This is a genomic window from Auraticoccus monumenti (assembly GCF_900101785.1).
In the GTDB taxonomy this organism is placed as follows: Bacteria; Actinomycetota; Actinomycetes; order Propionibacteriales; family Propionibacteriaceae; genus Auraticoccus; species Auraticoccus monumenti.
Map to the genome: position 1 here is coordinate 304,009 of NZ_LT629688.1, position 24,249 is coordinate 328,257.

21 protein-coding genes and 2 tRNA genes are annotated in these 24,249 nt (G+C 73.7%); 15 read left to right on the top strand and 8 right to left on the bottom strand.

Annotation, left to right across the window (positions count from 1 at the left end; genetic code table 11):
• Positions 1–50 precede the first annotated feature (50 nt).
• On the bottom strand, positions 51–776 hold the full coding sequence (locus BLT52_RS01410; protein WP_157676908.1) for a hypothetical protein: 726 nt from the start codon (positions 774–776) through the stop codon (positions 51–53).
• Positions 777–799: 23 nt separating this feature from the next.
• Positions 800–1,741 (bottom strand): 1,4-dihydroxy-2-naphthoyl-CoA synthase, encoded by a 942-nt coding sequence (locus BLT52_RS01415; protein WP_090589922.1) that lies wholly within the window; start codon positions 1,739–1,741, stop codon positions 800–802.
• Positions 1,742–1,829: 88 nt separating this feature from the next.
• On the opposite strand from BLT52_RS01415, the gene BLT52_RS01420 reads away from it, so the two are divergent.
• From BLT52_RS01420 to BLT52_RS01430, 3 genes are read left to right on the top strand one after another with little or no spacing between them, the layout of a single operon-like run.
• On the top strand, positions 1,830–2,363 hold the full coding sequence (locus tag BLT52_RS01420; RefSeq protein ID WP_090589924.1) for a YbaB/EbfC family nucleoid-associated protein: 534 nt from the start codon (positions 1,830–1,832) through the stop codon (positions 2,361–2,363).
• Positions 2,364–2,370: 7 nt separating this feature from the next.
• Positions 2,371–2,706: a hypothetical protein gene (locus BLT52_RS01425; protein ID WP_090589927.1), complete on the top strand. Its 336-nt coding sequence runs from the start codon at positions 2,371–2,373 to the stop codon at positions 2,704–2,706.
• Positions 2,703–6,035, top strand: a complete 3,333-nt coding sequence (locus BLT52_RS01430; RefSeq protein ID WP_090589930.1) for a WXG100 family type VII secretion target — start codon at positions 2,703–2,705, stop codon at positions 6,033–6,035. Before BLT52_RS01425 ends, BLT52_RS01430 begins: the two co-directional genes overlap by 4 nt.
• Here BLT52_RS01430 and BLT52_RS01435 read toward each other — a convergent pair.
• Positions 6,012–6,524, bottom strand: coding sequence for a DedA family protein (locus BLT52_RS01435; RefSeq protein ID WP_090589931.1), 513 nt, complete (start codon positions 6,522–6,524; stop codon positions 6,012–6,014). The two genes, BLT52_RS01430 and BLT52_RS01435, sit on opposite strands and share 24 nt — an antisense overlap.
• A gap of 36 nt (positions 6,525–6,560) precedes the next feature.
• Between BLT52_RS01435 and BLT52_RS01440 the strand changes: the two genes are divergently transcribed.
• From BLT52_RS01440 to BLT52_RS01460, 5 genes are all read left to right on the top strand, one after another.
• Complete coding sequence (locus tag BLT52_RS01440) at positions 6,561–7,850, top strand: GNAT family N-acetyltransferase (protein WP_090589934.1); 1,290 nt, start codon at positions 6,561–6,563, stop codon at positions 7,848–7,850.
• 191 nt (positions 7,851–8,041) lie between these two features.
• Entirely contained in the window at positions 8,042–9,067 is a 1,026-nt protein-coding gene (locus BLT52_RS01445) for a MurR/RpiR family transcriptional regulator (RefSeq protein WP_197679149.1), read from the top strand.
• Positions 9,064–10,476, top strand: a complete 1,413-nt coding sequence (ngcE, locus tag BLT52_RS01450) for an N-acetylglucosamine/diacetylchitobiose ABC transporter substrate-binding protein (RefSeq protein WP_090589938.1) — start codon at positions 9,064–9,066, stop codon at positions 10,474–10,476. The genes BLT52_RS01445 and ngcE overlap by 4 nt, the downstream gene beginning before the upstream one ends.
• A gap of 5 nt (positions 10,477–10,481) precedes the next feature.
• Entirely contained in the window at positions 10,482–11,474 is a 993-nt protein-coding gene (locus tag BLT52_RS01455) for a carbohydrate ABC transporter permease (RefSeq protein WP_231946444.1), read from the top strand.
• Positions 11,471–12,382, top strand: coding sequence for a carbohydrate ABC transporter permease (locus BLT52_RS01460; RefSeq protein ID WP_090589940.1), 912 nt, complete (start codon positions 11,471–11,473; stop codon positions 12,380–12,382). The genes BLT52_RS01455 and BLT52_RS01460 overlap by 4 nt, the downstream gene beginning before the upstream one ends.
• A 100-nt stretch (positions 12,383–12,482) precedes the next feature.
• Here BLT52_RS01460 and BLT52_RS01465 read toward each other — a convergent pair whose 3' ends face one another.
• The gene (locus tag BLT52_RS01465) at positions 12,483–12,872 is read right to left on the bottom strand and encodes a hypothetical protein (protein WP_090589942.1); all 390 of its coding nucleotides are present in this window, start codon (positions 12,870–12,872) and stop codon (positions 12,483–12,485) included.
• A gap of 91 nt (positions 12,873–12,963) precedes the next feature.
• Here BLT52_RS01465 and BLT52_RS01470 point away from each other — a divergent pair, with 91 nt between their 5' ends.
• The 4 genes from BLT52_RS01470 to BLT52_RS01485 all read left to right on the top strand — a co-directional run bounded on the left by BLT52_RS01470 (position 12,964) and on the right by BLT52_RS01485 (position 16,485).
• Positions 12,964–13,533: a DUF5134 domain-containing protein gene (locus tag BLT52_RS01470; RefSeq protein ID WP_090589945.1), complete on the top strand. Its 570-nt coding sequence runs from the start codon at positions 12,964–12,966 to the stop codon at positions 13,531–13,533.
• Between the two features lie 93 nt (positions 13,534–13,626).
• Complete coding sequence (locus tag BLT52_RS01475) at positions 13,627–14,370, top strand: YcnI family copper-binding membrane protein (RefSeq protein ID WP_090589947.1); 744 nt, start codon at positions 13,627–13,629, stop codon at positions 14,368–14,370.
• Positions 14,367–16,106 carry a copper resistance CopC/CopD family protein gene (locus BLT52_RS01480; RefSeq protein ID WP_090589949.1) on the top strand — a complete coding sequence of 580 codons (1,740 nt, stop codon included), beginning with the start codon at positions 14,367–14,369 and terminating at the stop codon, positions 16,104–16,106. The genes BLT52_RS01475 and BLT52_RS01480 overlap by 4 nt, the downstream gene beginning before the upstream one ends.
• Positions 16,107–16,293: 187 nt before the next feature.
• Complete coding sequence (locus tag BLT52_RS01485; protein WP_157676909.1) at positions 16,294–16,485, top strand: hypothetical protein; 192 nt, start codon at positions 16,294–16,296, stop codon at positions 16,483–16,485.
• 33 nt (positions 16,486–16,518) lie between these two features.
• Here the strand turns inward: BLT52_RS01485 and BLT52_RS01490 are convergent, their stop codons facing one another.
• The gene (locus BLT52_RS01490) at positions 16,519–18,165 is read right to left on the bottom strand and encodes an FAD-binding dehydrogenase (protein ID WP_231946445.1); all 1,647 of its coding nucleotides are present in this window, start codon (positions 18,163–18,165) and stop codon (positions 16,519–16,521) included.
• Between the two features lie 281 nt (positions 18,166–18,446).
• Between BLT52_RS01490 and BLT52_RS01495 the strand changes: the two genes are divergently transcribed.
• Positions 18,447–19,445, top strand: coding sequence for an SMP-30/gluconolactonase/LRE family protein (locus BLT52_RS01495; protein WP_090589956.1), 999 nt, complete (start codon positions 18,447–18,449; stop codon positions 19,443–19,445).
• An 88-nt stretch (positions 19,446–19,533) separates the two neighbouring features.
• On the opposite strand, the gene BLT52_RS01500 is transcribed toward BLT52_RS01495, so the two are convergent.
• A tRNA-Arg gene (locus tag BLT52_RS01500) sits at positions 19,534–19,606 on the bottom strand.
• Positions 19,607–19,841: 235 nt separating this feature from the next.
• Here BLT52_RS01500 and BLT52_RS01505 point away from each other — a divergent pair.
• Entirely contained in the window at positions 19,842–21,659 is a 1,818-nt protein-coding gene (locus BLT52_RS01505) for a phosphoenolpyruvate carboxykinase (GTP) (protein WP_090589959.1), read from the top strand.
• 53 nt (positions 21,660–21,712) lie between these two features.
• On the opposite strand, the gene BLT52_RS01510 is transcribed toward BLT52_RS01505, so the two are convergent.
• Positions 21,713–21,806 (bottom strand) — tRNA-Ser (locus tag BLT52_RS01510).
• A gap of 330 nt (positions 21,807–22,136) precedes the next feature.
• Between BLT52_RS01510 and BLT52_RS01515 the strand changes: the two genes are divergently transcribed.
• On the top strand, positions 22,137–23,774 hold the full coding sequence (locus tag BLT52_RS01515; RefSeq protein WP_157676910.1) for an LCP family protein: 1,638 nt from the start codon (positions 22,137–22,139) through the stop codon (positions 23,772–23,774).
• 7 nt (positions 23,775–23,781) lie between these two features.
• Here BLT52_RS01515 and BLT52_RS01520 read toward each other — a convergent pair whose 3' ends face one another.
• Positions 23,782–24,216 carry a hypothetical protein gene (locus tag BLT52_RS01520; protein WP_157676911.1) on the bottom strand — a complete coding sequence of 145 codons (435 nt, stop codon included), beginning with the start codon at positions 24,214–24,216 and terminating at the stop codon, positions 23,782–23,784.
• Between the last annotated feature and the right edge of the window lie 33 nt (positions 24,217–24,249).

Below are 24,249 nucleotides of genomic sequence, written 5' to 3' on the forward strand. Positions count from 1 at the left end.
GATGCGGCTCGCCGGTGGCGGGGCGGGTCCTCAGCCGCCGAGGGCAGCACCTAGGCAAGTGCGTCGCGTGTCAGGAACTCCACGCCACACTCCGGACAGGTCACGCGACCGAAGAGGTAGCGCAGCTGCGCAACGACCTGTGGGCGGTCGTTCGCCTCGGCGAGCGAGATGAGCCGCTCCTCGATCGGTCCGAGGTCGGCCGCAGGTGCGACCGTCGTCGGCTCTCGAGACGAGTCCCAGCACGTCACGGTGGCAGGGAGCTCCTCGGTGCGGACAAGCAGGTTCTGGGCACAGCCGCGGCAGTGCACCGCCGTTTCGCCGTCCATGAGGTAGCTGAGGTTCCTTGACCAAACCCCTCTGTCCGTGAAGGCCGCGAGCGTCTCCAGCCCGTAGATGAAATCGACGTCGTCACAGGCGAACTCGACGCAGCGCTCAGCGAGCGCCCGCAGCTCCGCGACTTCCATGGCGTACCGAGCACGGAGCACCGCCGCGTCCTCAGGGGCGTCGTCCGACGCCAGGATGGAGCCGGCCAGCAGCAGCGGCTCGAGGTGGCCGCGTGGCTCCGTCCTCCGGCACATCGCAGTCAAAGCAGGCACCGCGGCATAGCTGGCTGAGTACACCGTTCCCTGGTGGCAGAGAGAGCCCCAGAGGTGGTCCCATACCGGTCCCGGATCGGGACCAGCCTCGTCAGCACGACGGAGGAGGTCAGGGACCCGCTCAGCACTGCCGTAGGCGCAGCGAAGATCCTCCCAGTGGATCGGCTCACTGTTGATCATGAGGGATGCCCGGGCGCGACAGCTCAGTAGTAGTAGGGGAAGCGGGACCAGTCGGGGTCGCGCTTCTCCAGGAAGGCGTCACGGCCCTCGACCGCCTCGTCGGTCATGTAGGCCAGCCGGGTGGTCTCGCCGGCGAACACCTGCTGCCCGACCAGGCCGTCGTCGATGGCGTTGAAGGCGTACTTCAGCATCCGCTGGGCGGTCGGGCTCTTGCGGCAGATCCTCGCCGCCCAGTCCAGGCCCACGGCCTCGAGCTGGTCGTGCGGGACGACCTCGTTCACCATGCCCATCCGGTAGGCGTCCTCGGCGTCGTGGACGTCGCCCAGGAAGAAGATCTGGCGGGCGAGCTTCTGACCGACCTGACGGGCCAGGTAGGCCGAGCCGTAGCCCGCGTCGAAGGAACCGACGTCGGCGTCGGTCTGCTTGAAGCGGGCGTGCTCGCGGCTGGCCAGGGTGAGGTCGCAGACCACGTGCAGGCTGTGCCCACCACCGGCGGCCCACCCGTTGACCAGGGCGATCACCACCTTGGGCATGAAGCGGATCAGCCGCTGCACCTCCAGGATGTGCAGCCGGCCCATCGCGGCCGCGTCCCCGGGGGCAGGGGCGTCGGGGCCCTCCTCGCCCTCGGCGTACTGGTAGCCCGAGCGCCCGCGGATCCGCTGGTCACCACCGCTGCAGAAGGCCCAGCCGCCGTCCTTGGGCGAGGGGCCGTTGCCGGTCAGCAGCACGCACCCGACGTCGGAGCTGGTCCGGGCGTGCTCGAGCACCCGGTACAGCTCGTCGACGGTGTGCGGGCGGAAGGCGTTGCGCACCTCGGGACGGTCGAAGGCGATCCGCACCGCCGGCACGCTGGCCGAGCGGTGGTAGGTGACGTCGGTGAGGTCGAAGCCCGGCACCGGCACCCAGTCCGGCTCGGGGAGCTCCCGCGTGCGGTCCGCCCCGGGTCCCGATCCTGCTGCGCTCACCCCGGCAGGCTAGCCCGTGACGACCCCCGGTGAACCCGCGCCGGGGTAGAACGGACCAGGACCGACGCCGCAGACAAGGAGCTCGACGATGACGGAGCCGTCCGCTCGGGGTCGTCGGACCCTCGACAGCGACGCCGACCTCGACCACCAGGTCGGGCAGCTGCGGCGACGTCGCGAGGAGCTCGACCGCGAGCTCGACGACCACCGCCGCCACCTGGACGCCACCCTGGAGGCGCTGCGGACGGTGCGCGGCCGCGGTGCCGCCGAGGACGACGCGGTGGTGGTCGTGGTGGACGCCCGCAACCAGGTCGTCGACCTCCAGCTCGAGCCCCGCGCCATGCACCTGGGCTCGATCGCCCGGCTCCGCCAGGCGCTGCTGACCGCGCACCGACGGGCCAGCGCCGACGCCGCCGAGCAGCTCCGCGAGGCCGGTGCCCGCGAGGGCGACGACACCGACCCGGTCACCCGGCTGGTCGACCTGATGCCGGAGGTGGTGGCCCACGTCGGAGCCGACCTGCTGGCCCCGCCCGACCGGGACACCGTCGACGACGAGGACGGCGAGCCCGCCGAGCGCCACCGGCACCACCACGAGCAGCACCGGACCCGGAGCCCCTTCGAGTGAGGACCGCATGAGCACCAGCAGCCACGACCGCGCCGAGATCGCCGACGCCGCCCGTTCGGTGACCACCACCGCCACCGCCGCGGCCGGTGACCGGGCCACCCTGCAGCTCGCGCTGAGCACCGCGACCGGGTCCTTCGGCTCCGGCGAGGTCGACCAGGCCTTCCTCTCCGCCTACGCCGGCCCGGCGCGGCGGGTGCTGGAGAACCAGGTGCAGGTCGCCACCCAGCTGGAGGCCGTGGCCAACCGGCTCGGCGTGATGGGCGGGATCTACACCCAGGTGGAGGACGAGGCCGTCCGGGCCGCGGGCACCGTGCCCTCGCAGGGACCGGAGCCGGTCGCGTGATCACCGTCAACGACCACTGGACCATCCCCGCGTGGGTCTGGGAGGGCCAGTTCCCCGAGACCGACGAGGACGTCCTGGACGCGCTGGCCCAGACCTGGTCCGCGTCCGCCGACAAGGCGACCGAGCGCGGCACCGAGCTGCAGCGTCACCTCACCCGGCTGGCCGACAGCCACGTCGGACCCGCCGCCGACGCCGTCCAGCGGAAAGGACAGGTCACCCGGGAGTGGATCAGCTCGGTGGCCCAGGCCAGCCAGACCCTCGCCGAGGGCTGCTCGACCGCGGCCCGGCTGGTGGTGCGGGCCAAGGAGGCGGCCAACGTGGTGCTGGCCGCCCTGCAGACGGCCTCGGCCCAGGCCCTGCGCGACCCCACCAACCTGCTGCCCCCCAGCAAGCTCCTGACCGAGCTGCGCTCCTCGCAGCTGGCCGCGGCGGCCCACCTCCGCGCCATCAACGACGCCCTCTGCGAGAGCCTGGCCGCCCTCGACCTGGACGTCACCATCTCCCCCGACCTCTCCGTGGACGCGCGCGGCTCCCAGGGGGAGCACATCAGCACCAGCACCGACCCGGCCGTCGACTCCGCGCTCAGCCCGCCCGACCCCGACCTGGGGGTCGCGGACTACCTGCCGCCAGTGGCTCCCGGAGCCGGCGGCGGCACGGGTGGCGGGGGCAGCGGCGCCGCCCCCGGGGACGCCCCCGGTGGACCCGACGGCCCGGGTGGACCCGGTGGTCCCGGGGCGACCGCGCCCGGGGAGACCGACGCGGCCGAGGAGGCGCTGCGCGACCAGTACCGCGACCTGCTCCACGGTGACGGCCCGGCCGTCCCCGACCTCGACCTGGACCAGACCGCGCGCGACCTCGACCCCGAGGGCGACGGCATCGAGCCGCCGCTGGGGCCCGACGGCCTGCCGCTCCCGGGCGCACCCGACCACCCGGTGGTGCCGCCGGCCGACGACGAGCACGACGCCCCCGGTCCCCTCGGGTCCGGCAGGCCGCCGTGGGGCGGCGGTGGGCCCGAGGCCGACCCGGGTCTCGACGGCGAGGAGGGGTCGAGCCGTCCCGACGACCAGCCCGGGCACGAGGGCGACGACCACCCCGGCCACGGACTCGACGACGACGCGGGCTCCGTCCCCGGACGCGACGACGACCACCCGGGGTACGACCGCGAGGACCACCGCGACGACCCGCTGCCCGGTCGGGGCGACGAGGGTCCGCGACGACCGCTGCTGCCCTCCGTCCTCCCCGACCTCACCGGTCCGTCGAGCGAGGGCTCGTCCGGGGGCGGCGCCCCCAGCCAGCACGACTCACCGGGGCACTCCCCCGTCAGCGGCTCGCCCTCGCACGGCGGCGGCGGCGGTGCTGGTGGTGGCGGCGGTGGTGCTGGTGGTGGCGGTGGTGCTGGTGGTGGCGGCAGCTGGCACGGCTCGGTCCCGTCCGCGCCGCCGGCCCCGAGCTGGTCGGGCCCGGTGGACGCACCACCGGTCCCCAGCCCGCCCAGCAGCGGCCCCGGAACCGGCGCCGCGGGCGTCATCACCCCCGAGGTCCTTCCGGCCCCGACCGGTTCGGGAGGGTTCGGCGGGGGCGGTGCACCGCTGGGCGGCGCGCCCGGCCCGGTGGACGCCCCTCCGGCCGCCGGGTCCGGCGGCGCCGGTGGCGCCGGTGGCGCCGGTGGTTCCGGTGGTTCCGGTGGCGCGGTGGGCGGCACCGGGGCCGGCGGTGGTGTCGCAGGCGGAGGTGCCGGAGGAGGCGGTGGCCTGGGCGGTGGTGCCCCGTCGAGCGCCCCGGTCGGCGGCGCCGGCGTCTCGGGCCCGGCCGTGATGGGCGGGGCCGGAGGTGCCGCCCCCGCGCCCGCGCCGGCCGCCGGACCCGGGTTCGGACCCGTCCGCGAGACCTTCGGCGGCGGCGTCGGCCAGCCCGGGACGTCCGTGCCGCCGGCGGGTGCCGCGGTCGGCCCCGGCGCCGCCCCGGCACCCGGGGCCCAGCCGGCTCCGACCCAGCCCGGCGCCGTGGTCGCGCCGGGCCAGCCCGGAGGCTCCGCCGGGCAGCCCGGCCAGCCGGCCCAGCCCGGTCAGCCCGGCACGCAGTCCGGCCCGGGACGGGCCGAACGGGTCGGAGCTCCCCAGCCGCTGCCCCCCGACCCCACCGCCGGACCGCCCGGGGTCCCGGGCAGCACGGACGGTCCCCCGGTCGCCGCCCTGCTGGCCGGCGCCGCCCTGGGGGCGGCCGCGGTCGGGCTGGCGGCCGCCTTCACCGACCTGCGCCGGCCGGTGGCCTCGCAGCCGCCGCGGCACCACACCCCCGCCTGGCCACCGCAGTTCGCCGACGCCGCCTCCGCCCTGGCGGTGCTCCCTGCGGGGATGCAGACCGCGCTGCAGCTGGTGCTGGCACCCGGTCAGCTGGACGCCCTGCTGGACGGCCGGCAGGACACCGTCGCGGGGCTGGTCCACCCGCTCGCCCAGGTGGCGCAGCTGCGCACCCCGGCCGAGCTGTTCGCCGTCCTCGGTCTGGGCTTCGAGCTGGTCGGTCCGGGCGGGGTGCCGACCCGGGTGCACGACCCGGGTGCGGCCAGCGTCGACGTGCTGCGCTTCAACGGTGTCCGCGACGCCGACCTGCTCGTCCCGCTGGCCCCCGACGCCCCCGACCCGGGACTGGGGCTGGCCACCGCGGTGCGCGACCACGCCCGTCCCTGGAACGGCAGCGGCCAGGCCCCCGGCTCGACCTCGACCCAGCCGGTCGACGAGCTGGAGATCCCCGCCGTGCGCGCGGTGGCCGTCCCGCACCTGGCCGAGGCCTGGCGTCTGCACGCCGACGGCCACGCCGAGCACCTGGCCACCTGGAGCGCCCGCTCCGGCACCTGGAGCGGCACCCGGAGCCCGGCGCCCGCCGTGCTGCCCGGGCGCCGGCTGGACAACGGCCACTACGTCGAGCTCGAGGACGGCACCCTGCACGAGGCGGTCGTGCTCAGCGACCGCCACACCGTGCTGGTCGGACGCGGGGTGACCGCCCCGGCGGAGTTCCACCCGGTGGCCGACGGCACCCGCCGGACGGTGGTGGACAACGAGCAGGTGGTCGCGGCCCTCGGCGTCAGCACGCTGTCCAGCTGGCGGGGAGCCCGGGTGCAGCTGCTGCGGCGCCTGGACGACATGCTGCTGGTCCGCTACGTCGGCGCCAGCCGCGCCCAGGCGGCCTCGCTCGGGTTCGTGCCGATCACCCAGGGCGACTGGCTGCCCCAGTGGGTCCCGGTCGGGGAGCTGGCACCTCCCGCGGAGGAGCACCGCAGCCACGTCCCGCCGGCTGCGGCGACGCAGTCACTGGTCGCGGGGCTGCGCTGAGACGGGGAGGGGAACCGGGTCGGTGCGTCGTCGCTGGCGCCACCAGAAACCGGTCAGCAGCGCCAGCAGCAGCACCAGGGCACCGGCGGCCCACCAGGGCGAGCGGTCCCACAGCAGCCGCAGCGCGCTGAGACCGACGAACCCCACCCCGGCGTAGATCAGCGCCCACAGCAGGGAGCCGACGGCCAGCGCCGGGAGGTAGCGCCACTGCGACATCCGGGTCACCCCGGCCGCCAGGTTCACCATCGTCTGGACGCCGACGGTCAGGAAGGAGAGCGTCACCGCCGGGGCGCCCCAACGGTCGACCCACCGCTCCGCACGCCGGTACCCGGGACGGGCCAGCAGGGCGGCGACCCGGCCCCGGTCCGCGCCGCGGCGGACCAGCCGCCCGGCCCAGTAGGTGCCCCCGGCCCGGAGCACCACGACCACGAAGAAGGCCGCGACCGTCGCCGGGAACGGCCATCCCCAGGTGGTCGGGTCCAGGCTCATCCCGGCCAGCGTAGCCCGGACCACTAGCCTCGACCCGTGGACTACGACCTCAGAGCCCAGCCCGCACGAGCCACCACCGACGCCGACGGCCGCAGCGTGCCCGACGCGAGCACGGAGAGATGGTTCCAGGCCGTCGCCCAGGGCTTCCACGACGCCCGGATGCGCCCCCGGGGGCTGGACGTGGCCGTGCGCGCCGCGGCGGCCGACGGCGCGACGCTGCGCGGGGCCTACCTGACCGACCCGCCGCCGCTGGACCTCGACCCGCACACGCCGGTGGCCACCTTCATCAGCTTCGACAAGACCCTCAACGTGGGCGGCGGCCGGCTGCTGCCGCTGCACATGATCACCGACGTCACCGTCCGACCCACCCACCGCCGCCGCGGTCTGCTGCGCCAGATGATGACCACCGACCTGACCGAGGCCCGCGACGCGGGGCTGCCGATGGCCGCGCTGACCGTGAGCGAGGGCTCGATCTACGGCCGCTTCGGCTTCGGCGCCGCCACCTGGCTGCGCCACATCTCGCTGGACACCTCCCGGCGCTTCGGGCTGCGCGACGAGGCCTCCGGGCGGGTGGAGATGGTGGACCCGCACGCCTGCGCCGACGTGGTCCGCGACGTCTTCGAGCGCTTCCACGCCCGCGAGCGGGGCTCGGTGGACCGGCCGTCCTGGTACCCCGAGTGGGTGACCGGCCGCTACGACCCGACCAGCGACGAGCCCGACCAGCGCCGGCGCGCGGCGGTGCACCACGACGGCTCGGGCACCGTCGACGGCTACGTCAGCTACCGGGTCGAGCAGGACGGCCAGGGCCCGCGCCAGCTGGCCATCCAGGACCTGGTCACGGCCAGCGACGACGCCTACCTCGGGCTGTGGCAGTTCCTGGCCGCGGTCGACCTGGTCGAGAACGTCACCTTCTCCCGGGCCCCGATGGAGGACCCGCTGGAGTTCGCGCTGGCCGACCCCCGGCTGTACTCGGTCACCCGGCTGGAGGACGTCATCTGGCTGCGGGTGCTGGACGTCGTCGCGGCCCTGGAGGCCCGGGAGTGGGTGCAGGACGGCTCCGTGCTGCTCGGCGTCCGCGACGCCATGGGCATGGCCGAGGGCACCTTCCGGGTCGAGGTGCGCGACCGCCGGGCCGAGGTCACCCGCAGCGACCGGGAGCCGGAGGTGGTGCTGGACGTCACCACGCTGGGCTCGCTCTACCTGGGCGGCGTCACGGTCCGCACCCTGCGTCGCTCCAACCGGTTCGAGGGCACCCCCGACGCCCTGGACCGCTTCGCCCGGCTGATGGAGCTGCCCACCCGGCCGTACTGCGTCACCCGCTACTGACCCCCGGCCCGTCCCGGAGAGCGCGCGGCTGAGCGGCGACGGCCGGCGCGGCGGTCTCGTCTACCCAGCGTCCACCACGCGTCACCGCGGTGGAACCTTTCGTTACCCATTCGTAGCCCTATCTGCTTGACCCGGCCTCCCGATGAGAATAGTTTCCGGGCTTAGGTCTTCGGCGGAGAAGGATTTTCATGGTGACGAAGCAGACGGGCACCCCCGGCGCCGGGGAGGCCGTCAGCGTGACCAGCCGCATCCAGCACGCGCTGCCGGAGATGTCGGCCGCCATGGTCAAGATCGCCACCTTCCTGCTGCAGCACCCGCGCACCCCGCTGGAGTACTCCATCCTCGAGCTGGCCGAGGAGACCGGGACGTCGGCGGCCACGGTCACCCGCTTCTGCCGGCTGATCGGCTTCTCCGGCTACGTCCCCTTCCGGGTGGCCATCGCCTCCGACGTCGGCCGCGACAGCGCCGCCTCCTGGCAGAGCGACATCGGCCAGGAGTTCCGCCCGGAGGATCCGCCGACCACCGTGCTCAGCACCCTGATCAGCGCCCACACCCGCTCCCTGCAGCAGACCGCCAGCCAGCTCGACCTCGACCTGCTCTCGCTGGTGGCCACCCGGATCGCCACCTGCCGGCACTTCGACATCTACGGCATCGGCGGCAGCGCCGTGATGGCGGCCGAGCTCGAGGCCCGCCTCTACCGGATCGGGATCAGCTGCCACCACTGGGTCGAGCTGCACGCCGGGCTGACCAGCGCCGCCCTGCAGGACGCCGAGTGCGTCGCGCTGGCCATCTCCAACACCGGCCGCACCGAGTCCACCATCCAGATGCTGCAGCAGGCCCGGACGGCCGGCGCGCTGACGGTGGCGCTCACCAACAACCCCAGCTCCCCGGTCGCGGCGGCCGCCGACCTGACCATCACCACCTCGGCCTTCGGACGCTTCCTGCAGCCCGACGACCTGGCGGCCAAGCACGTCCAGCTGCTGGTGATCGACCTGCTGTACCTGCTGGTCGCCCAGCAGAACTACAGCCGGGCCACCACCACCCTGGCGGCCACCGCGCTCGCCGTCTCCCCCCACCGCCGCGCCCCGCGCGCCGTCCGCGCCTCCGCGCGACGCGAGGAGCGGCACCCACGACCACCCCATCAGTTCCCAGCCGGGCCGCAGGACCGGTTGACGCACGAGTTCAGCGAAATCACAACGGAAGGCAGAAACACATGACCACTCAGATCGGGAGCGTGCGTCGCCGCGACTTCCTCCGCGGTTCGCTGGTCGCGGCGGCGATGGTGCCGCTCGGCGGGACGATGGCCTCCTGCGCCGGCAGCGGGGCCGGACCGGCCGCACCCCAGGAGACCGAGGAGGCCACCGACACCAACCCGTTCGGCGTGCCTGCTGACAGCTCGGTCGAGGCCGTCATCTTCAACGGCGGCTACGGCGTGGACTACGTCGAGTTCGCCGCCCAGATCATGGGCGCCAACATGGGCGTCACCCCGGAGATCACCCCGTCGACGGCCATCTCCACGGAGCTGCAGCCGCGCTTCGTCGGTGGCAACCCGCCGGACCTCATCGACAACTCCGGGAGCCAGCAGATCGGCTTCAACGCCATCCTGAGCCAGCTCGAGGACCTCACCGACGTCATCGACGCCGTCAACTACGAGGGCACCCCGATCCGGGACACCCTGTACGGCGGCGTCCTCGCGCCGGGGACCTTCGGCGACAAGCTGGCCGCGATCAACTACGTGCTGACCGTCTACGGCATCTGGTACTCCGCCTCGCTGTTCGAGGAGAACGGCTGGACGGTGCCGACCACCTGGGACGAGGCGCTGGAGCTCGGCGCCCAGGCCAAGGAGCAGGACAAGTACCTGTTCGTCTGGGGCAAGGAGGCCGCGACCTACTACCAGACGATGGCCATCGAGTCCGCCATCATGCAGGGCGGTGACGAGGTCCGCCTCGCGCTCGAGAACCTGGAGCCGGAGTGCTGGTCCAAGCCGGCCATGCAGGACGTCTTCACCAAGATGGCCGAGGCCGTCGAGAAGGGCTACTTCGCCCCCGGTGGCGCCGGAACCCAGTTCACCGCCGCCCAGGCGCAGTGGAGCAACGACCAGGAGGCCCTGCTCTACCCCTCGGGTGCCTGGATCGAGAACGAGATGAAGTCCCAGACCGCCGACGACTTCGAGATGAAGGGCTTCCCGGGCCTGGTCGTGGACCGCGCCACCGCCGCGCTGCCCGAGGGCGCGCTGCACAGCACCGCGGGCGAGCCGTTCATCGTCCCGAGCCAGGCCGCCAACGTGGCCGGGGCCAAGGAGCTGCTGCGTGCCATGCTGAGCGAAGCGGCGGCCACCAACTTCGCCAAGGAGAAGCTGGCCCCGACCGTCGTCCAGGGCACGGTCCCTGCCGACGGCTTCGGCTCGACCGCGCTGGTCAGCCAGACCGAGATGCTCGAGGCGGCCGGGGAGAACATCTTCACGTTCAACTTCGTGTCCACCTACGGCATGAACGCCGACCAGCTGACGGTCTGGAACAGCTTCCTCGACGGCTCCTTGGGCGTCGACGAGCTGACCAGCCGGCTGCAGGAGATCACCGACGCGGTGGCCAACGACGACGCGGTCGAGAAGATCGACGTCCAGTGACCGTGGTGGACGTGCATGACGACGCCGGCCCGGGGAGCGCTCCTGCTCCCCGGCGCCGGCGCCGCCGGCCCACCTTCGACCGCATCAGCTTCATGGCGGTCTTCCTGGTGCTGCCACTGGGCGTCTACGGGTTGCTGGTGCTGTGGCCGTTCGCCCAGGCGTTCTGGTACTCCCTGACGTCCTGGAACGGGTTCACCCCGCCGAGCGGCTTCGTCGGGCTCGACAACTACGTCCGTGTGTTCGAGAACGACACCTTCCGCAAGGCGTTGTTCAACAACATCCAGCTCGTCGTCGTGGTGCCACTGGTCACCATCGTGCTCAGCCTGGCGCTAGCCAGCGTGCTGACGGTGAGCGGGTCCAGCACCGGTGAGGTGCGCGGGTTGCGGGGCTCGGCCATCTACCGCGTCGTCTCGTTCTTCCCCTACGCGGTGCCGGCCATCGTCATCGGTCTGATCTGGGGCATGGTCTACAACCCGCGTGGTGGCCTGCTCAACGGCTTCCTCACCGGTCTCGGCTTCGACGCCTTCGCCTCGTTCCCGTGGCTGGGCAGCACCACCACCGCCATGGCCGCGACCATGTTCGTGATGGTCTGGGCCATGGTGGGCTTCTACATGGTGCTGTTCGTCGCCGCCATCAAGGGTGTGGACAAGGAGGTCTTCGAGGCCGCCCGCCTGGACGGGGCCGGTCGCTTCCGCACGGCGGTGACCATCACCGTCCCGCTGATCCGCGACAACGTGCAGACCGCCTACATCTACCTGGGCATCGCCGCGCTGGACGCCTTCGTCTACATGCAGGCGATGAACCCCGGCGGCGGTCCCGACAACTCCACCCTGGTGATGTCGCAGTCGCTGTTCCGCACCGCATTCACCCAGAACCGCTGGGGAGAGGCCTCGGCCATGGGCGTCGTCCTGGCCGTCGTCACCCTGGCGTTCGCCGCCCTGGTCTTCGTGGTCAACCGCCTGACCGGGGCCGAGAAGGACGAAGGTAAGCGCTCGTGACGACCATCGAGGAGCCGCGCACCAGCAGCACGGCCCGCGCCGAGGGGGACTCCCCGCTGCGCAGCAACAAGCCGAGCGGCGGTGACCGCGCCGTCGCCGTGGCGTCGCACGTGGTGCTCGCCGTGTGGGCGCTGATCATCCTGATCCCGCTGCTGTGGTCGCTGCTCAGCTCGTTCAAGAGCTCCAGCGAGATCATCAGCGGCTCACCCTTCGCCATGCCCGAGACGTGGCTGTTCAGCAACTACGCCCGGGCCTGGAGCGACGCGGGGATCGGGCGCTACTTCTTCAACACGGTGGTGGTCGTCGGTTCGGCCCTGGTGCTGGTCATGCTGCTGGGCTCGATGTGCGCCTACGTGCTGGCTCGCTACACCTTCCCGGGCCGTCGCTTCATCTACTACCTCATGCTGGCCGGACTCACCTTCCCGGTCTTCCTGGCCATCGTGCCGCTGTTCTTCGTGCTGCAGAGCCTGGCGCTGCTGAACACGCTGCCGGGGCTGATCCTGACCTACGTGGCCTTCGCGCTGCCCTTCACGGTGTTCTTCCTCTACGCGTTCTTCCGGACGCTGCCCGAGGAGATCGCCGAGGCGGCGGCCATCGACGGGTGCGGGGACTGGCGGACGTTCTTCAGCGTGATGTTGCCGATGGCCAAGCCGGGGCTCGCCTCGGTCACCATCTTCAACTTCCTGGGGCTGTGGAACCAGTACCTGATCCCGGTGGCCATCAACACGCGCCAGGAGAACTGGGTCCTGGCCCAGGGCATGGGTGCCTACGCCGGCCAGATCGGCTACGAGATCGACTTCGGCGGTCTGTTCGCCGCGGTGATCATCACCATCGCCCCGGTGCTGATCGTCTACGTGATCTTCCAGCGCCAGGTGCAGAACTCCGTCACCGGCGGCGCCCTGAAGTGAGCCCGGGAGCCTGTCCGGGGACAGGCACCCCCACCGCTCGAGCGTCGACCACCGAGCCCGTCACCCGCACCCGGGTGACGGGCTCGGTCGTCGTCGGGGATCAGGCAGCGGTCGCGTGCTCGGGCAGCGTGTGCCGGTAGGTCCAGCTGGTCAGGGCGGTGCCGACCATCACCGTCAGCACCCCGAGGAAGATGTGCAGGGCGACCAGGTCCGACTCCGCCAGCGCGATCTGCACCAGCGGCAGCACGGCCACCACCGCCGCCAGCACCAGCAGGACCGTCCCGGCGCTGCGGCGCAGCACGACGTAGGCGACCAGGCTGAGCAGGCAGACCGCGACGGTCAGCCAGGCCCACCAGCGGTGGGTCCCGAAGTAGGAGGGGTCGCCCCCGATCGCCGCCGCGGCCCAGCCGACCTGGCCGATCAGCACGGACAGGACGAGCGTGGCGGCGGTGCGCAGCACCAGCAGGTGCGGGTGGATGGGCAGGCTCATGTCCGCAGCGTGCCAGAGCCCGGGCGGGCGGGGCCGCGGGGGCCGGGCAGTAGGGTGGCCGGCGTCGCGACGGACGAGGTGAGGCACGAGCATGGTGGAGGACGCCCTGGCGCGCGGCCTGCTGACGGCCGTGTTCGCGCTGACCGCTGCCTGGTTCACCGGCCACGGCATCCGCGGCGGGAGCTGGGCGGACCGGGTCTGCGACGCCTTCCACGTGGTGATGAGCCTGTCGATGGTGGCCATGGCCTGGCCCTGGGGGACGGCCGTCCCGGTGATCCCCCAGGTGGTGGTGTTCGCCGCCGCCTCGGTGTGGTTCGTGCTGATGGCGGTGCTGCCGCCGGACCGTCCGTCCCGGCACCGCGAGCACAGCGACCGCGGCGCCTGGCTGCCCTGGCTGCACGTGGTGATGATGGTGGCCATGGTGTGGATGCTGCTGGCCATGCCGGCGCTGCACGGCGCGACCGCCGCCGCCGGCCCTCTGACGGTGCTCTCGGGGGTGGCCGTGCTGGTGCTGCTGGTCAGCGGGACCGTCCTCTCGGTCACCGCCACGGTGCCCGTGGTGACCGGTGGGCAGGGCGGGTCCCGGCTGCCCTGGCACGCCGCGCACGTGGCGATGGGCGCCGGTATGGTGGCGATGGTCGCACCGCTCCTGGTGACCTGAGCCGCCCTGGGTCCCCGGGCTGGGGCCACGGCTCGCGTGTGCACTACGGTGTGTCGTAGTAGCGGTCAGCAGTCAGAGAGGCGCCCCACCCCCATGAGCTCCACCACCCGCCGAGCCGGTGCCGGCTCCCTCCTCGTCGTCGCTGGTCTGGCCCTGTGGGCCGTCCCGGCCCTGCCTGCCTCGGCCCACGTCACCGTGACCCCCACCGACGCCGCCGCGGGGACGTCCGCCGTGCTGCAGTTCAGCTTCAGCCACGGGTGCGAGGGCTCCCCCACCACCGGCCTGACCTTCGAGGTGCCCGAGGGCGTCAACACCGTCTCCCCCGAGCTGCAGCCCGGCTGGGAGGTCGACAAGGTGATGGCCCAGCTCGAGGAGCCGGTCACCGACAGCCACGGCAACGAGCTCACCGAGCGGGTCGACCAGGTCGTCTTCACCGCCGGCGCGCCGGTGCCGGACGGCTACCGCGAGACCGTCACGCTGCAGCTCACCCTGCCCGAGGACGCCGCCGGCACCGCCCTGGCCTTCCCCGTGGTGCAGACCTGCGCCGAGGACGAGACCGCCTGGGTCCAGGTGGCCGCCGACGGCCAGGACCCGCACGACCTGGACAGCCCCGCCCCGGTGGTGGAGGTGGCGGCCGCCGGTGACGAGCACGGCGACCACGCCGGCACCGGGTCCGACGAGGCCGCCGCGGAGCAGACGGACGCCGCACCGACCCAGGCCGCTGCGACCGCCGACGGGCTCGGCACCGGTCTGGGTGCCGCCGGGCTGGTGGCCGGGCTGGCCGGCCTGGCCACCGGTGTGACGGCCCTGGTGCGGAGCTCCAAGCGGGGGGCATGACCGCAGGCCGCCACCACTCCGACGGCGAACAGGGGCGGCACCGCCTCCTCCGGCGTCTGCTGGTCGGGGCGGCCCTCACCGTGCTCGTCCTGCTGTCCGGCGCCCCCGCCGCTCGCGCCCACGCCGGACTGGAGGGCTCGACCCCGGCTACCGGGACGGTGCTGCCGACCGCGCCCGGCGAGGTGGCCCTGGACTTCACCGAGCCGGTCTCGCCGGCGGTGGAGGGGATGCGGCTGCTCCGCGCCGACGGGCGGGCGGAGGTGCTGACCGCGACCGCGCGGGACGACGTCGTCACCGTCCCCCTCCCCGCCGACCTCGGCGAGGGGACGCACCTGCTCAGCTGGCGGGTGGTCTCGGCCGACTCCCACCCGGTCGCGGGGGTGGTCACCTTCTCCGTCGGCGCCCCGAGCGCGGACCCGCCGGCCGCTCCCGACACCGGCGGCTCCTGGCTGGACACCCTGGACGTAGGTCTGCGCAGCCTCGCCGTGCTGGGCCTGCTGGTGGCCGTGGGGCTGGCCGGCGCCCGACTCCTGGTGCTGCGGGCCGACGCCCCCGCCTCCCTCGACCGGGCGGTGACGGTCTCCGCCGCGGGAGGCGCCGCGGCCGCGCTGCTGCACGTCCCGGTGGAGTGGCTGGCCCTTCAGGGGGTCGGCCCCGCGGCGCTGGCCGGTGCTGGGGCCTGGCCGGAACTCCTGTGCGCCCCCGCCGCGCTCTCCGCGGGCGTCGCCGTCAGCGGGCTGGCCCTGCTGGCCCTCGCCCACGCCCGGGGCCTGCGCCGGCCCCGGACGGCCGGCGCCCTCCCGACGGAGGGGCCCGGGCACCGGGACGGGCGGGCGGCGGGCGCACGCCGCGAATCGCCGCCCACCGCCCTGGTGCTCCTCGGTACCGGGCTGGCCGTCGCGTCGCTGCCGGTCGCCGGGCACACGCGCACCTACGGGCCGGCCTGGCTGATGGTCGTCTCCGACCTGACGCACGGGCTGGCCGGGTCGGTGTGGGTGGGTGGCGTACTGGCCCTGGTGCTGGCGCTGCGGGCAGCCGGGGCGCGTCCGGTCGAGGTGGTCCGTCGCTTCTCCGCCCTGGCCGCCGGCTCGGTGCTGCTGCTGGCGGTGACCGGTACCACCATGGCCGTGCTGGTGCTGGAGCGGTGGGCCGACCTGGTGGGCACGGAGTACGGGCGGGCGCTGCTGGTGAAGCTCGGGCTGGTGGCCGTGGTGCTGGTGCTGGCCGGGTGGAACCGGCGGGTGGTGCTGCCCAGGCTGGACGGCGACGGCGAGGCCTGGTCGGGGCTGCGCCGGACGCTGCTGAACGAGCTGGGTCTGCTGGTGGCGGTGGTGGCGCTGACCGGCGTGCTGATCTCCGCCGACCCGCTGTCCAGCGGCGGCGGGCACAGCCACGGCGTGACCACCGTCAGCCCCGTCGCCCAGCCGCTGGACCTCGGCGACGCCCGCGCCACCGTGCTGCTCACCCCGGCCGTGACGGGGGCCAACCAGGTGCTGGTGACCCTGCAGACCGCCGACGGCGCACCCCTCGAACCGGAGGCCGCGCCCACCGTCCGGCTGTCCCTCCCCGCGCAGGGGCTGGGACCGCTGGAGCACGAGCTGGTCCCCACCGACCGGCCCGGGGAGTTCCGCGCCGACGTCGACGTCCCGGTGGCCGGCAGCTGGGACGTCACCCTCGCCGTCCGGGTCTCCCCGTTCTCCGAGCCCGTGGGCACGGTGGCCGTCCCGGTCGGCTGACGCGCCCACCGATCAGGTCCCCGCCGTGTTCCGGGCGTCTGGCGGGCACCAGGAGACCGGTGCACATCCGGCACCGACTGCCGTGCTCGATGTTCACCGTTGACGCGCTCGTCGCGTGGCGGGCGGCGTGGACGGCAGGATGCGCCGCACGAGGTGATGACCGGGCGTGGGCGGGTACAGCCCGGGCATGACCGACATGCCGACCACCCCTTCCGACGACCAGGCCGAGCTGGTGCAGCAGGTCCACGAGCGCGGCTCCTCCGACCAGCCCACCCCGCGGATCGGCGAGCAGGCCGGGGAGTCCACGTCCGACGCCCTCGAGCACGAGCGGGAGGCCGTCACCGAGGACTTCGAGCCGGGCGCGACGCCGGTGGACTGACCTCAGCGACCCGCCGACGGGCGGGTCCGGCGGTCACACCGAGGCGGCGACCGAGCGCCCGGCCTGGCGCCCGGAGAACAGGCAGCCACCGAGGAAGGTCCCCTCCAGCGAGCTGTAGCCGTGCATGCCGCCACCGCCGAAGCCGCTCACCTCACCCGCCGCCCACAGACCGGGCAGCACCTCACCGCCCGGGCGCAGCACCCGGCCGTCCAGGTCGGTCTCCAGCCCGCCGAGGGTCTTGCGGCTGAGCAGGTGCAGCCGGATGGCGATCAGCCCGCCGGCGTCGGGGTCGAGCAGGCGGTGCGGGGTGGCCACCCGCATCAGCCGGTCGCCGAGGTAGCCGCGGGCACGTCGCACACCCACGCCCTGGGGGTCGGTCGAGGTCGGGTCGCCGATCGCCGCGTCGCGCTCCTGCAGCGCCTGGTGGAGGACGTCGGGGACGACCAGGTCCTCGCCCTGCAGGGTGTTCATGGCGGCGGTCAGCTCGCTGACCCCCTCGGCGCGGACGACGTCGAGGCCGTGGTCCAGGAAGGCCCGGACGGGGGCGGTGGGGCCGGGGCGCAGCCGCTGGCTCAGCAGCGCCAGGTTCCTCCCGGTGAGGTCCGGGTTCTGCTCCGAGCCGGACAGCGCCAGCTCCTTCTCCGCGATGCGGTCGGTCAGCACGAACCAGGAGTGGTCGTGGCCGGTGCCGCGCAGGTGGGCCAGCGTGGCCAGGGTGTCGAAGCCGGGGTAGCAGGGGTCGGGCAGGCGGCTCCCGGTGGCGTCCACCCACAGCGAGGACGGCCCGGGCAGGATCCGGATCCCGTGGTCGGCCCAGACCGGGTCGTAGTTCTGCAGGCCCTCGGTGTAGTGCCACATCCGGTCGGCGTTGATCAGGCTGGCCCCGGCCCGGGTGCTGATGGCCAGCATCCGGCCGTCCACCGAGGCCGGGACGCCGGCCACCATCCGCTGCGGCGGCGGACCCAGCCGGGCCGGCCAGCTCGCGCGGACCAGATCCAGGTCGCCGCCGATGCCGCCGGAGGTCACCAGCACCGCCGGGGCGGACAGCTCGAACTCCCCCGCCACCTCGCGCGAGCTCGCCTCGCCCCGGGTGACCGAGCTCGGCACCAGCCGGCTGCCGGCCACCCCCGTCACCGCGCCGCCGGTCATGCCCAGGCGGTCGACCCGGTGCCGGAAGCGCAGCTCCACCCGCCCGGCCTCGACGTGGGCGCGGACCCGCCGCTCGAACGGGGCGACCAGGCCCGGACCGGTGCCCCAGACGATGTGGAAGCGCGGGACCGAGTTGCCGTGCCCACGGGCCCGGCCGTCCCCGCGTTCGGCCCAGCCGACCACCGGGAAGAACCGCACGCCCTGACGACGCAGCCAGGACCGCTTCTCCCCCGCCGCGAAGTCGAGGTAGGCCTCGGCCCAGCGACGCGGCCAGTGGTCGGAGTCGCGGTCGAAGGCCGCCGTCCCCATCCAGTCGCGCCGGGCGGTGTCGAGGGAGTCGCGGACGCCCATCCGCCGCTGCTCGGGGGTGTCGACCAGGAAGACGCCGCCGAAGCTCCACCAGGCCTGTCCGCCGAGGGAGGCCTCCGGCTCCTGGTCCAGGACCACCACCCGGGCCCCGCCGTCGGCGGCCTCCGCCGCGGCCACCAGCCCCGCGAGCCCTGCCCCGACCACCACGACGTCTGCATCCACGGGACCATCCTCACCCACCGGCCGACCCGCCCAGGCCAACCGCCGGGGAGGTCGGCTCCCCCGGTGCTTCCCGCCCATCGACCGGCGTCTCCTCCCGGACCTCTCCCCGTGGCGTCCCGAACCCGGGCCGTGGACCCGGTCCACCGGATCGCGGTCCGCTGCCGCGCCGGTGCGGGTACGGGTCGCGGTTCGCTGCCGCGCCGGTGCGGGTACGGGTACGGGTACGGGTGGAGGAGTGTCCCGCCCCTTGTCCGGGCACGATCGGCGTGTTCAGATGGGGCATGCCGAGTCGACGCGACCTGTTCCGCACGCTGCTGGTGACCGGTGCCGCCGCCGCGGCGACGTCGGCGCTCCCCGCCGCCGGGGCGGTTGCCCAGCCGGGCGGGCGGGGCGGCGCCCCCGCCGGTCGCGGCAGCTGCCGCCGGGTCGAGACCGTGCGGCTCCCGGACGGGCTGCGGCCGGAGGGCATCACCTCCGGCCCGGGCAGCACGTTCTACGTCGGCTCGCTCGCCGACGGGCGGATCGTCACCGGTGACCTGTGCAGCGGGGAGGTGGAGGTGCTGCTGCCCGGCGCGACCGGGCGGCAGGTCCGCGGGCTGTTCCTCGACCAGCGCACCCGGCTGCTCTGGGCGGCGGGGAACGTCGGCACCACCGGCCACGTCTGGGCGGTGGACCCGCGGTCGGGACGGGTCGTCGCGGACGTCGTCGTCCCCGGCGCGGTGTTCCTCAACGACCTCGTGGTCACTCGCACGACCGTCTGGGTGACCGACAGCCGTGTCGACCGCCTGACCGCCATCGACCTCCGGCGCGGACGTCCCACCGGCGCTGCTCCCCGCTTCCTCCCCCTGGGCGGCGCCTGGCCGGCCGGTGACGGGACGGCGATCAACGCGAACGGGATCCGCACCCTCCCCGACGGCGGGCTGGTGCTGAACAACAGCCGGGTCGGCGGTCTGTGGGAGGTCTCCCCCGAGACCGGCGAGGCACGAGCCATCCCCGTCGTGGGCGGCCCCGGTCTGGTCGCCGGGGACGGTCTGGAGCGCTCCGGCCGCACCCTCTACGACGTCCGCGGCTCCTCCGACGACTCCGTCGCGGTGCTCACCCTGCGGCGCGGGCGCGACGGCTGGTCCGCGCACTGGGTGACGGCCCTGCGCGACGACACCCTCGACGTCCCCTCCACCGCGACCGTCGCCGCCGGATCCCTCTGGGCGGTGAACGCCCGCTTCGGCGTCGCCTCACCGGGGACGGCGGAGTACTGGATCACCCGCCTGCCGCTGCGCTGACCCGGTCCCCCGCCCCGCGGAAGGCAGGCTGATCGGCCTGGGAACGACGCAGCCCCTGCCACGATCACTCGTGACAGGGGCTGTGCTGCGCGCTCGGAGGGATTCGAACCCCCAACCTCCTGATCCGTAGTCAGGTGCTCTATCCGTTAAGCTACGAGCGCCGGATCGAACCGAGGGATGAGTCTGCCACCTCGGCGCACGAGGCACAAATCCCCTTCGTCCCGCCGCCACGCGGACGGCTCCGCCATGTCCTTCCTGGTGCAGACCACCGGGGTGACAGGTCTCACAGACCAGTGCCCGGTTTGGTATGTGACCAGCATGTCTCGTGGGCTACTGTCGGACCACTTGCTCACTGGTACTACTCAGGAGCACCACCCACGACTCGGAGGATCCCGGATGACCTTGCAGCTCGAACGCCTCGCCGCCCCGACCACCCACGCCCGCCTGCTGGCGTGGGTCCGTGAGGTCGCCGAGCTGACCCAGCCGGACGCCGTGCAGTGGTGCGACGGCTCGGAGGCGGAGTGGGAGCGGGTGACCACGCAGATGGTCCGCACCGGCACCCTCATCCGGCTCGACCCGCTGGCCCGCCCGAACTCCTTCCACGCCCGCACCGACCCCGACGACGTCGCCCGGGTCGAGGACCGCACCTTCATCTGCTCCGCCGACGAGGCCGACGCCGGCCCCACCAACCACTGGGTGGACCCCGCGGAGATGAAGACCACCATGACCGAGCTGTACCGGGGCAGCATGCGCGGACGGACGATGTACGTCATCCCGTTCTGCATGGGACCGCTGGACGCCCACGAGCCCAGGTTCGGCGTCGAGATCACCGACTCCCCCTACGTGGTCGCCTCGATGAAGATCATGACCCGGATGGGCAGCGCCCCGCTCGCGGCCATGACCGCCGACGGCGACGCCGACTTCGTCCCCTGCCTGCACTCCGTCGGCGCCCCGCTCGAGCCCGGCCAGGCCGACGTCCCCTGGCCCTGCAACGCGACCAAGTACATCGCCCACTTCCCCGAGGAACGGGCCGTCTGGTCCTACGGGTCCGGCTACGGCGGGAACTCGCTGCTGGGCAAGAAGTGCTACTCGCTGCGGATCGCCAGCGTGATGGCCCACGACGAGGGCTGGCTGGCCGAGCACATGCTGATCCTGCGCCTGATCTCCCCCGAGGGCCGGCGCTACCACGTCGCTGCCGCCTTCCCCAGCGCCTGCGGCAAGACCAACCTGGCCATGATCCAGCCCACGCTTCCCGGATGGCGCGCGGAGATGATCGGCGACGACATCGCCTGGATGCGCGTCGGGGAGGACGGCCGCCTGTACGCCACCAACCCCGAGAACGGGCTCTTCGGCGTGGCCCCCGGCACCGGCTGGACCACCAACCCCAACGCCATGCGCACCATGGAGTCCGGGAACTCGCTGTTCACCAACGTCGCGGTCACCGACCACGGCGACGTCTGGTGGGAGGGGATGACCAGCATCGCCCCCCGGCGCGCCACCGACTGGCAGGGCCGGGCCTGGACGCCCGAGGACGACACCCCGGCCGCGCACCCCAACAGCCGCTTCTGCACCCCGATCAGCCAGTGCCCCGTCCTGGCCGACGACTTCGACTCCCCCACCGGCGTCCCGATCGACGCCATCCTCTTCGGCGGGCGGCGGGCCAGCACCGTCCCCCTGGTCAGCCAGGCCCGCAGCTGGCAGCACGGCGTCTTCATGGGTGCCACCTGCTCCAGCGAGACCACCGCCGCGGCCACCGGGGAGGTCGGCCTGGTCCGCCGCGACCCGATGGCGATGCTGCCCTTCATCGGCTACCACGCCGCGGACTACCTGGGTCACTGGCTGTCGATGGCCGGGCGCGAGGGCGTCCGCCTCCCCGAGGTGTTCTACGTCAACTGGTTCCGCAAGTCCGCCGACGGGCGCTTCCTGTGGCCCGGGTTCGGGGAGAACTCCCGTGTGCTGGCCTGGATCACCCAGCGCCTCGACGGCGCCGTCGGGGCGGTGGAGAGCCCGGCCGGCCTGCTGCCCGAGCCCGGCGACCTCGACCTCCGCGGTCTGGACACCGACCAGGACACGGTCGCCCGGGCCGTCGCCTTCGACGCCGACGAGTGGCGCGAGGAGGTGCCGAGGATCGAGGAGTGGTTCGCCTCCCTCGGTCCGCGGCTGCCGGCGGCCCTGCACGAGGAGCTGGAGACGCTGCGCAGCTCGCTGGCCTGAGCGCCCGACGACGACGGCCCCCGCGGGAGTGAATCCCGTGGGGGCCGGCGTGTTGGCGGAGGCGGCGGGATTTGAACCCGCGAGAGGGTTGAAGCCCTCAACCCGCTTAGCAGGCGGGCGCCATAGACCGGACTAGGCGACGCCTCCAGGCGCCCGGTCAGCCTACCGGTCCAGCACCGACGGCCGCAAAGGCGCTCCTAGCACACCCGGGGCGGCCGTGGTGCCGACGACACCCGGGCCGCTCCGGTGCTCGCCTACACTGGGCCGCCTGGATCCCCCCACCCAGACAACAGGAGCACGCCCGTGGCCGACGACGAAGCCACCGGGAAGGCGCCGCGACGCGGCCTGCCTCCCCGGGACGACGCCCGATCCGCAGGTGCGGCACCGACCGGCCGTCGGACCCGACGGCCGCAGCCCGAGCCGGAGGTGTCCAGGCATGAGACGACCGACGCCCGCGCCGACGACCCGGCCGCAGCCATGAGCGCCTCCACCCCGACGCCCGACGGCCCGGCGTCCGCCCGCGGCGGCCGTCATGCCGACCAGCAGCAGGCCGCCTTCTCCCGCAGCGCCGGGTGGACGACCCTGGGCGCCCTGCTCCCCGGTGCCGGGCTGATCCGGGCCGGCCACCGCGTCGCCGGCGGGATCGTCCTCGGGATCTTCCTCGCCGCGGTCCTCGGTCTGGGCCTGTGGGCCCTGGTCGGACGCTCCTCCCTGCTGGCCGTGGCCGTCGACCCGTCGTCGCTGAACGCCCTCTCCGCAGCCCTGGCCGTGGTGGCCGTGCTGTGGGTCGCGGTGATCGTGACGACCAACCTGGCACTCCGCCCGCGCGGGCTGGCCACCGCGCAGCGTGCGCTCAGCGGCGTCCTGGTGGCCGTGCTGGCCTTCGTGGTCGCGGCCCCGATGGCCGTCGCCGCCCGCTACTCCCACGACCAGGCCGGCGTGGTCGCCTCCCTCTTCAAGAGCCAGGGCGACAGCAAGTCCGCCACCCGGCCCACGGTCGAGCCCGGCCAGGCGGACCCCTGGGCCGGCACGGAGCGCCTCAACGTGCTGCTGCTCGGCGGGGACAGCGGCGACGGTCGCAGCGAGTCCGACGGGATCCGCACCGACACCGTGATCGTGGCCAGCGTCGACACCTCCACCGGTGACACCACCCTGATCAGCCTGCCCCGCAACACCGCCCGGATGCCCTTCCCCGACGGCAGCGAGCTCGACGAGATCTACCCCAACGGGTTCTACGACGGCTACGACGGCGACAACCAGGAGTACGCGCTGAACGCGATGTACAGCCGGATCCCGGCCGAGAACCCCGGCGCGGTCGGCGAGACCGACCACGAGGGGGCCGACGTCCTCAAGGTGTCGGTGAGCGAGGCCCTGGGGCTGGACATCGACTACTACGCCCTGGTCGACCTCGACGGGTTCGCCGAGATGGTCGACGCCCTCGGCGGGATCACGGTCAACATCAACACCCACGTGCCGGTCGGCGGCAACACCGACCGCGGCATCTACCCCGACCGCTGGCTGGAGCCCGGGGAGAACGTGCACCTCAAGGGCTGGGACGCCCTGTGGTTCGCCCGCGGCCGCTACGGCGGGGACGACTTCAAGCGGATGGGCCGCCAGCGCTGCGTCGTCGACGCGGTGATCAAGCAGGCCAACCCGCAGACGATCATCACCCGTTACGAGGCGATCGCCCGGGCGTCGAAGGACATCGCCCAGACCGACGTCCCGCAGGAGATGCTGCCCGCGCTGCTGGAGCTGGCGCTGCGGGCCAAGGACGGCAAGTCACGCAGCGTGCTCTTCGTCAACGGCGAGCAGGGCTTCATCTCCGCCAACCCGGACTGGACCGCGGTGCGCAAGCGGGTGGCCAAGGCGCTGGACGAGACGGAGCAGAAGCCCCGCACGTCGGAGGCCTCCAGCGAGCCCACCGGCGCGGAGGAGAGCCCGTCCGCGGAGCCGTCGGACTCCCCCGAGCCCAGCGCGTCGTCCTCCGCCGACGGCGGGTCGACCTCCTCGCCCGAGCCCACCGAGGCCAGCCAGTCCAACCAGGACGCCTGCGCCTGGGACCCCGAGTCGGCCCGCCGTTCCTACGAGGAGCCGCACCCCACCGTGGTCCGGTGAAGCCCGCTCAGAGCTGGCCGTAGCCCCGGCTGCGGTTCATCAGCTGGGTGACCTCGGCCGACAGCGCGGCGATGCCGCCCTCGGTGGCCACCACGTGCACGTCCGTGCCGTCGGAGCCCACGAAGGTGAGCCGCTCCCCGGTGACCGACTGCTTCACCGCAGACACCTCGCTCCAGCGGCCGGAGCGCTCGCCCTGCCGGTTGCTCACCCGGTAGCCCTCCTCGGTGAGCTCCACCTCGGCGGCGTTGCGGGTGGAGGAGAGCAGCGCGAGCGCGATCAGGGTGGTCCCCAGCAGCAGCAGCACCACCCCGGGGATCACCCAGGCCAGCTGCCCGGTGGTCGACTCGAGGACCACCGCCAGCACCGCGCCGGCCACCTCCAGGGCCGCGCCGATGGTGAGCGCCCGCATCGGCAGTCGTGGACGGAACCGGTGCACGCTCATCGCGGTGCTCTCCCTGGGTCGGTGACGGATGGT

Coding starts and splice junctions, on each gene's coding strand:
- BLT52_RS01410 (WP_157676908.1), bottom strand. CDS start 776: ATGATCAACAGTGAGCCGATCCACTGGGAGGATCTTCGCTGCGCCTAC.
- BLT52_RS01420 (WP_090589924.1), top strand. CDS start 1,830: ATGACGGAGCCGTCCGCTCGGGGTCGTCGGACCCTCGACAGCGACGCC.
- BLT52_RS01425 (WP_090589927.1), top strand. CDS start 2,371: ATGAGCACCAGCAGCCACGACCGCGCCGAGATCGCCGACGCCGCCCGT.
- BLT52_RS01435 (WP_090589931.1), bottom strand. CDS start 6,524: ATGAGCCTGGACCCGACCACCTGGGGATGGCCGTTCCCGGCGACGGTC.
- ngcE (WP_090589938.1), top strand. CDS start 9,064: ATGACCACTCAGATCGGGAGCGTGCGTCGCCGCGACTTCCTCCGCGGT.
- BLT52_RS01465 (WP_090589942.1), bottom strand. CDS start 12,872: ATGAGCCTGCCCATCCACCCGCACCTGCTGGTGCTGCGCACCGCCGCC.
- BLT52_RS01470 (WP_090589945.1), top strand. CDS start 12,964: ATGGTGGAGGACGCCCTGGCGCGCGGCCTGCTGACGGCCGTGTTCGCG.
- BLT52_RS01475 (WP_090589947.1), top strand. CDS start 13,627: ATGAGCTCCACCACCCGCCGAGCCGGTGCCGGCTCCCTCCTCGTCGTC.
- BLT52_RS01480 (WP_090589949.1), top strand. CDS start 14,367: ATGACCGCAGGCCGCCACCACTCCGACGGCGAACAGGGGCGGCACCGC.
- BLT52_RS01485 (WP_157676909.1), top strand. CDS start 16,294: ATGACCGACATGCCGACCACCCCTTCCGACGACCAGGCCGAGCTGGTG.
- BLT52_RS01495 (WP_090589956.1), top strand. CDS start 18,447: ATGCCGAGTCGACGCGACCTGTTCCGCACGCTGCTGGTGACCGGTGCC.
- BLT52_RS01505 (WP_090589959.1), top strand. CDS start 19,842: ATGACCTTGCAGCTCGAACGCCTCGCCGCCCCGACCACCCACGCCCGC.
- BLT52_RS01515 (WP_157676910.1), top strand. CDS start 22,137: ATGAGCGCCTCCACCCCGACGCCCGACGGCCCGGCGTCCGCCCGCGGC.
- BLT52_RS01520 (WP_157676911.1), bottom strand. CDS start 24,216: ATGAGCGTGCACCGGTTCCGTCCACGACTGCCGATGCGGGCGCTCACC.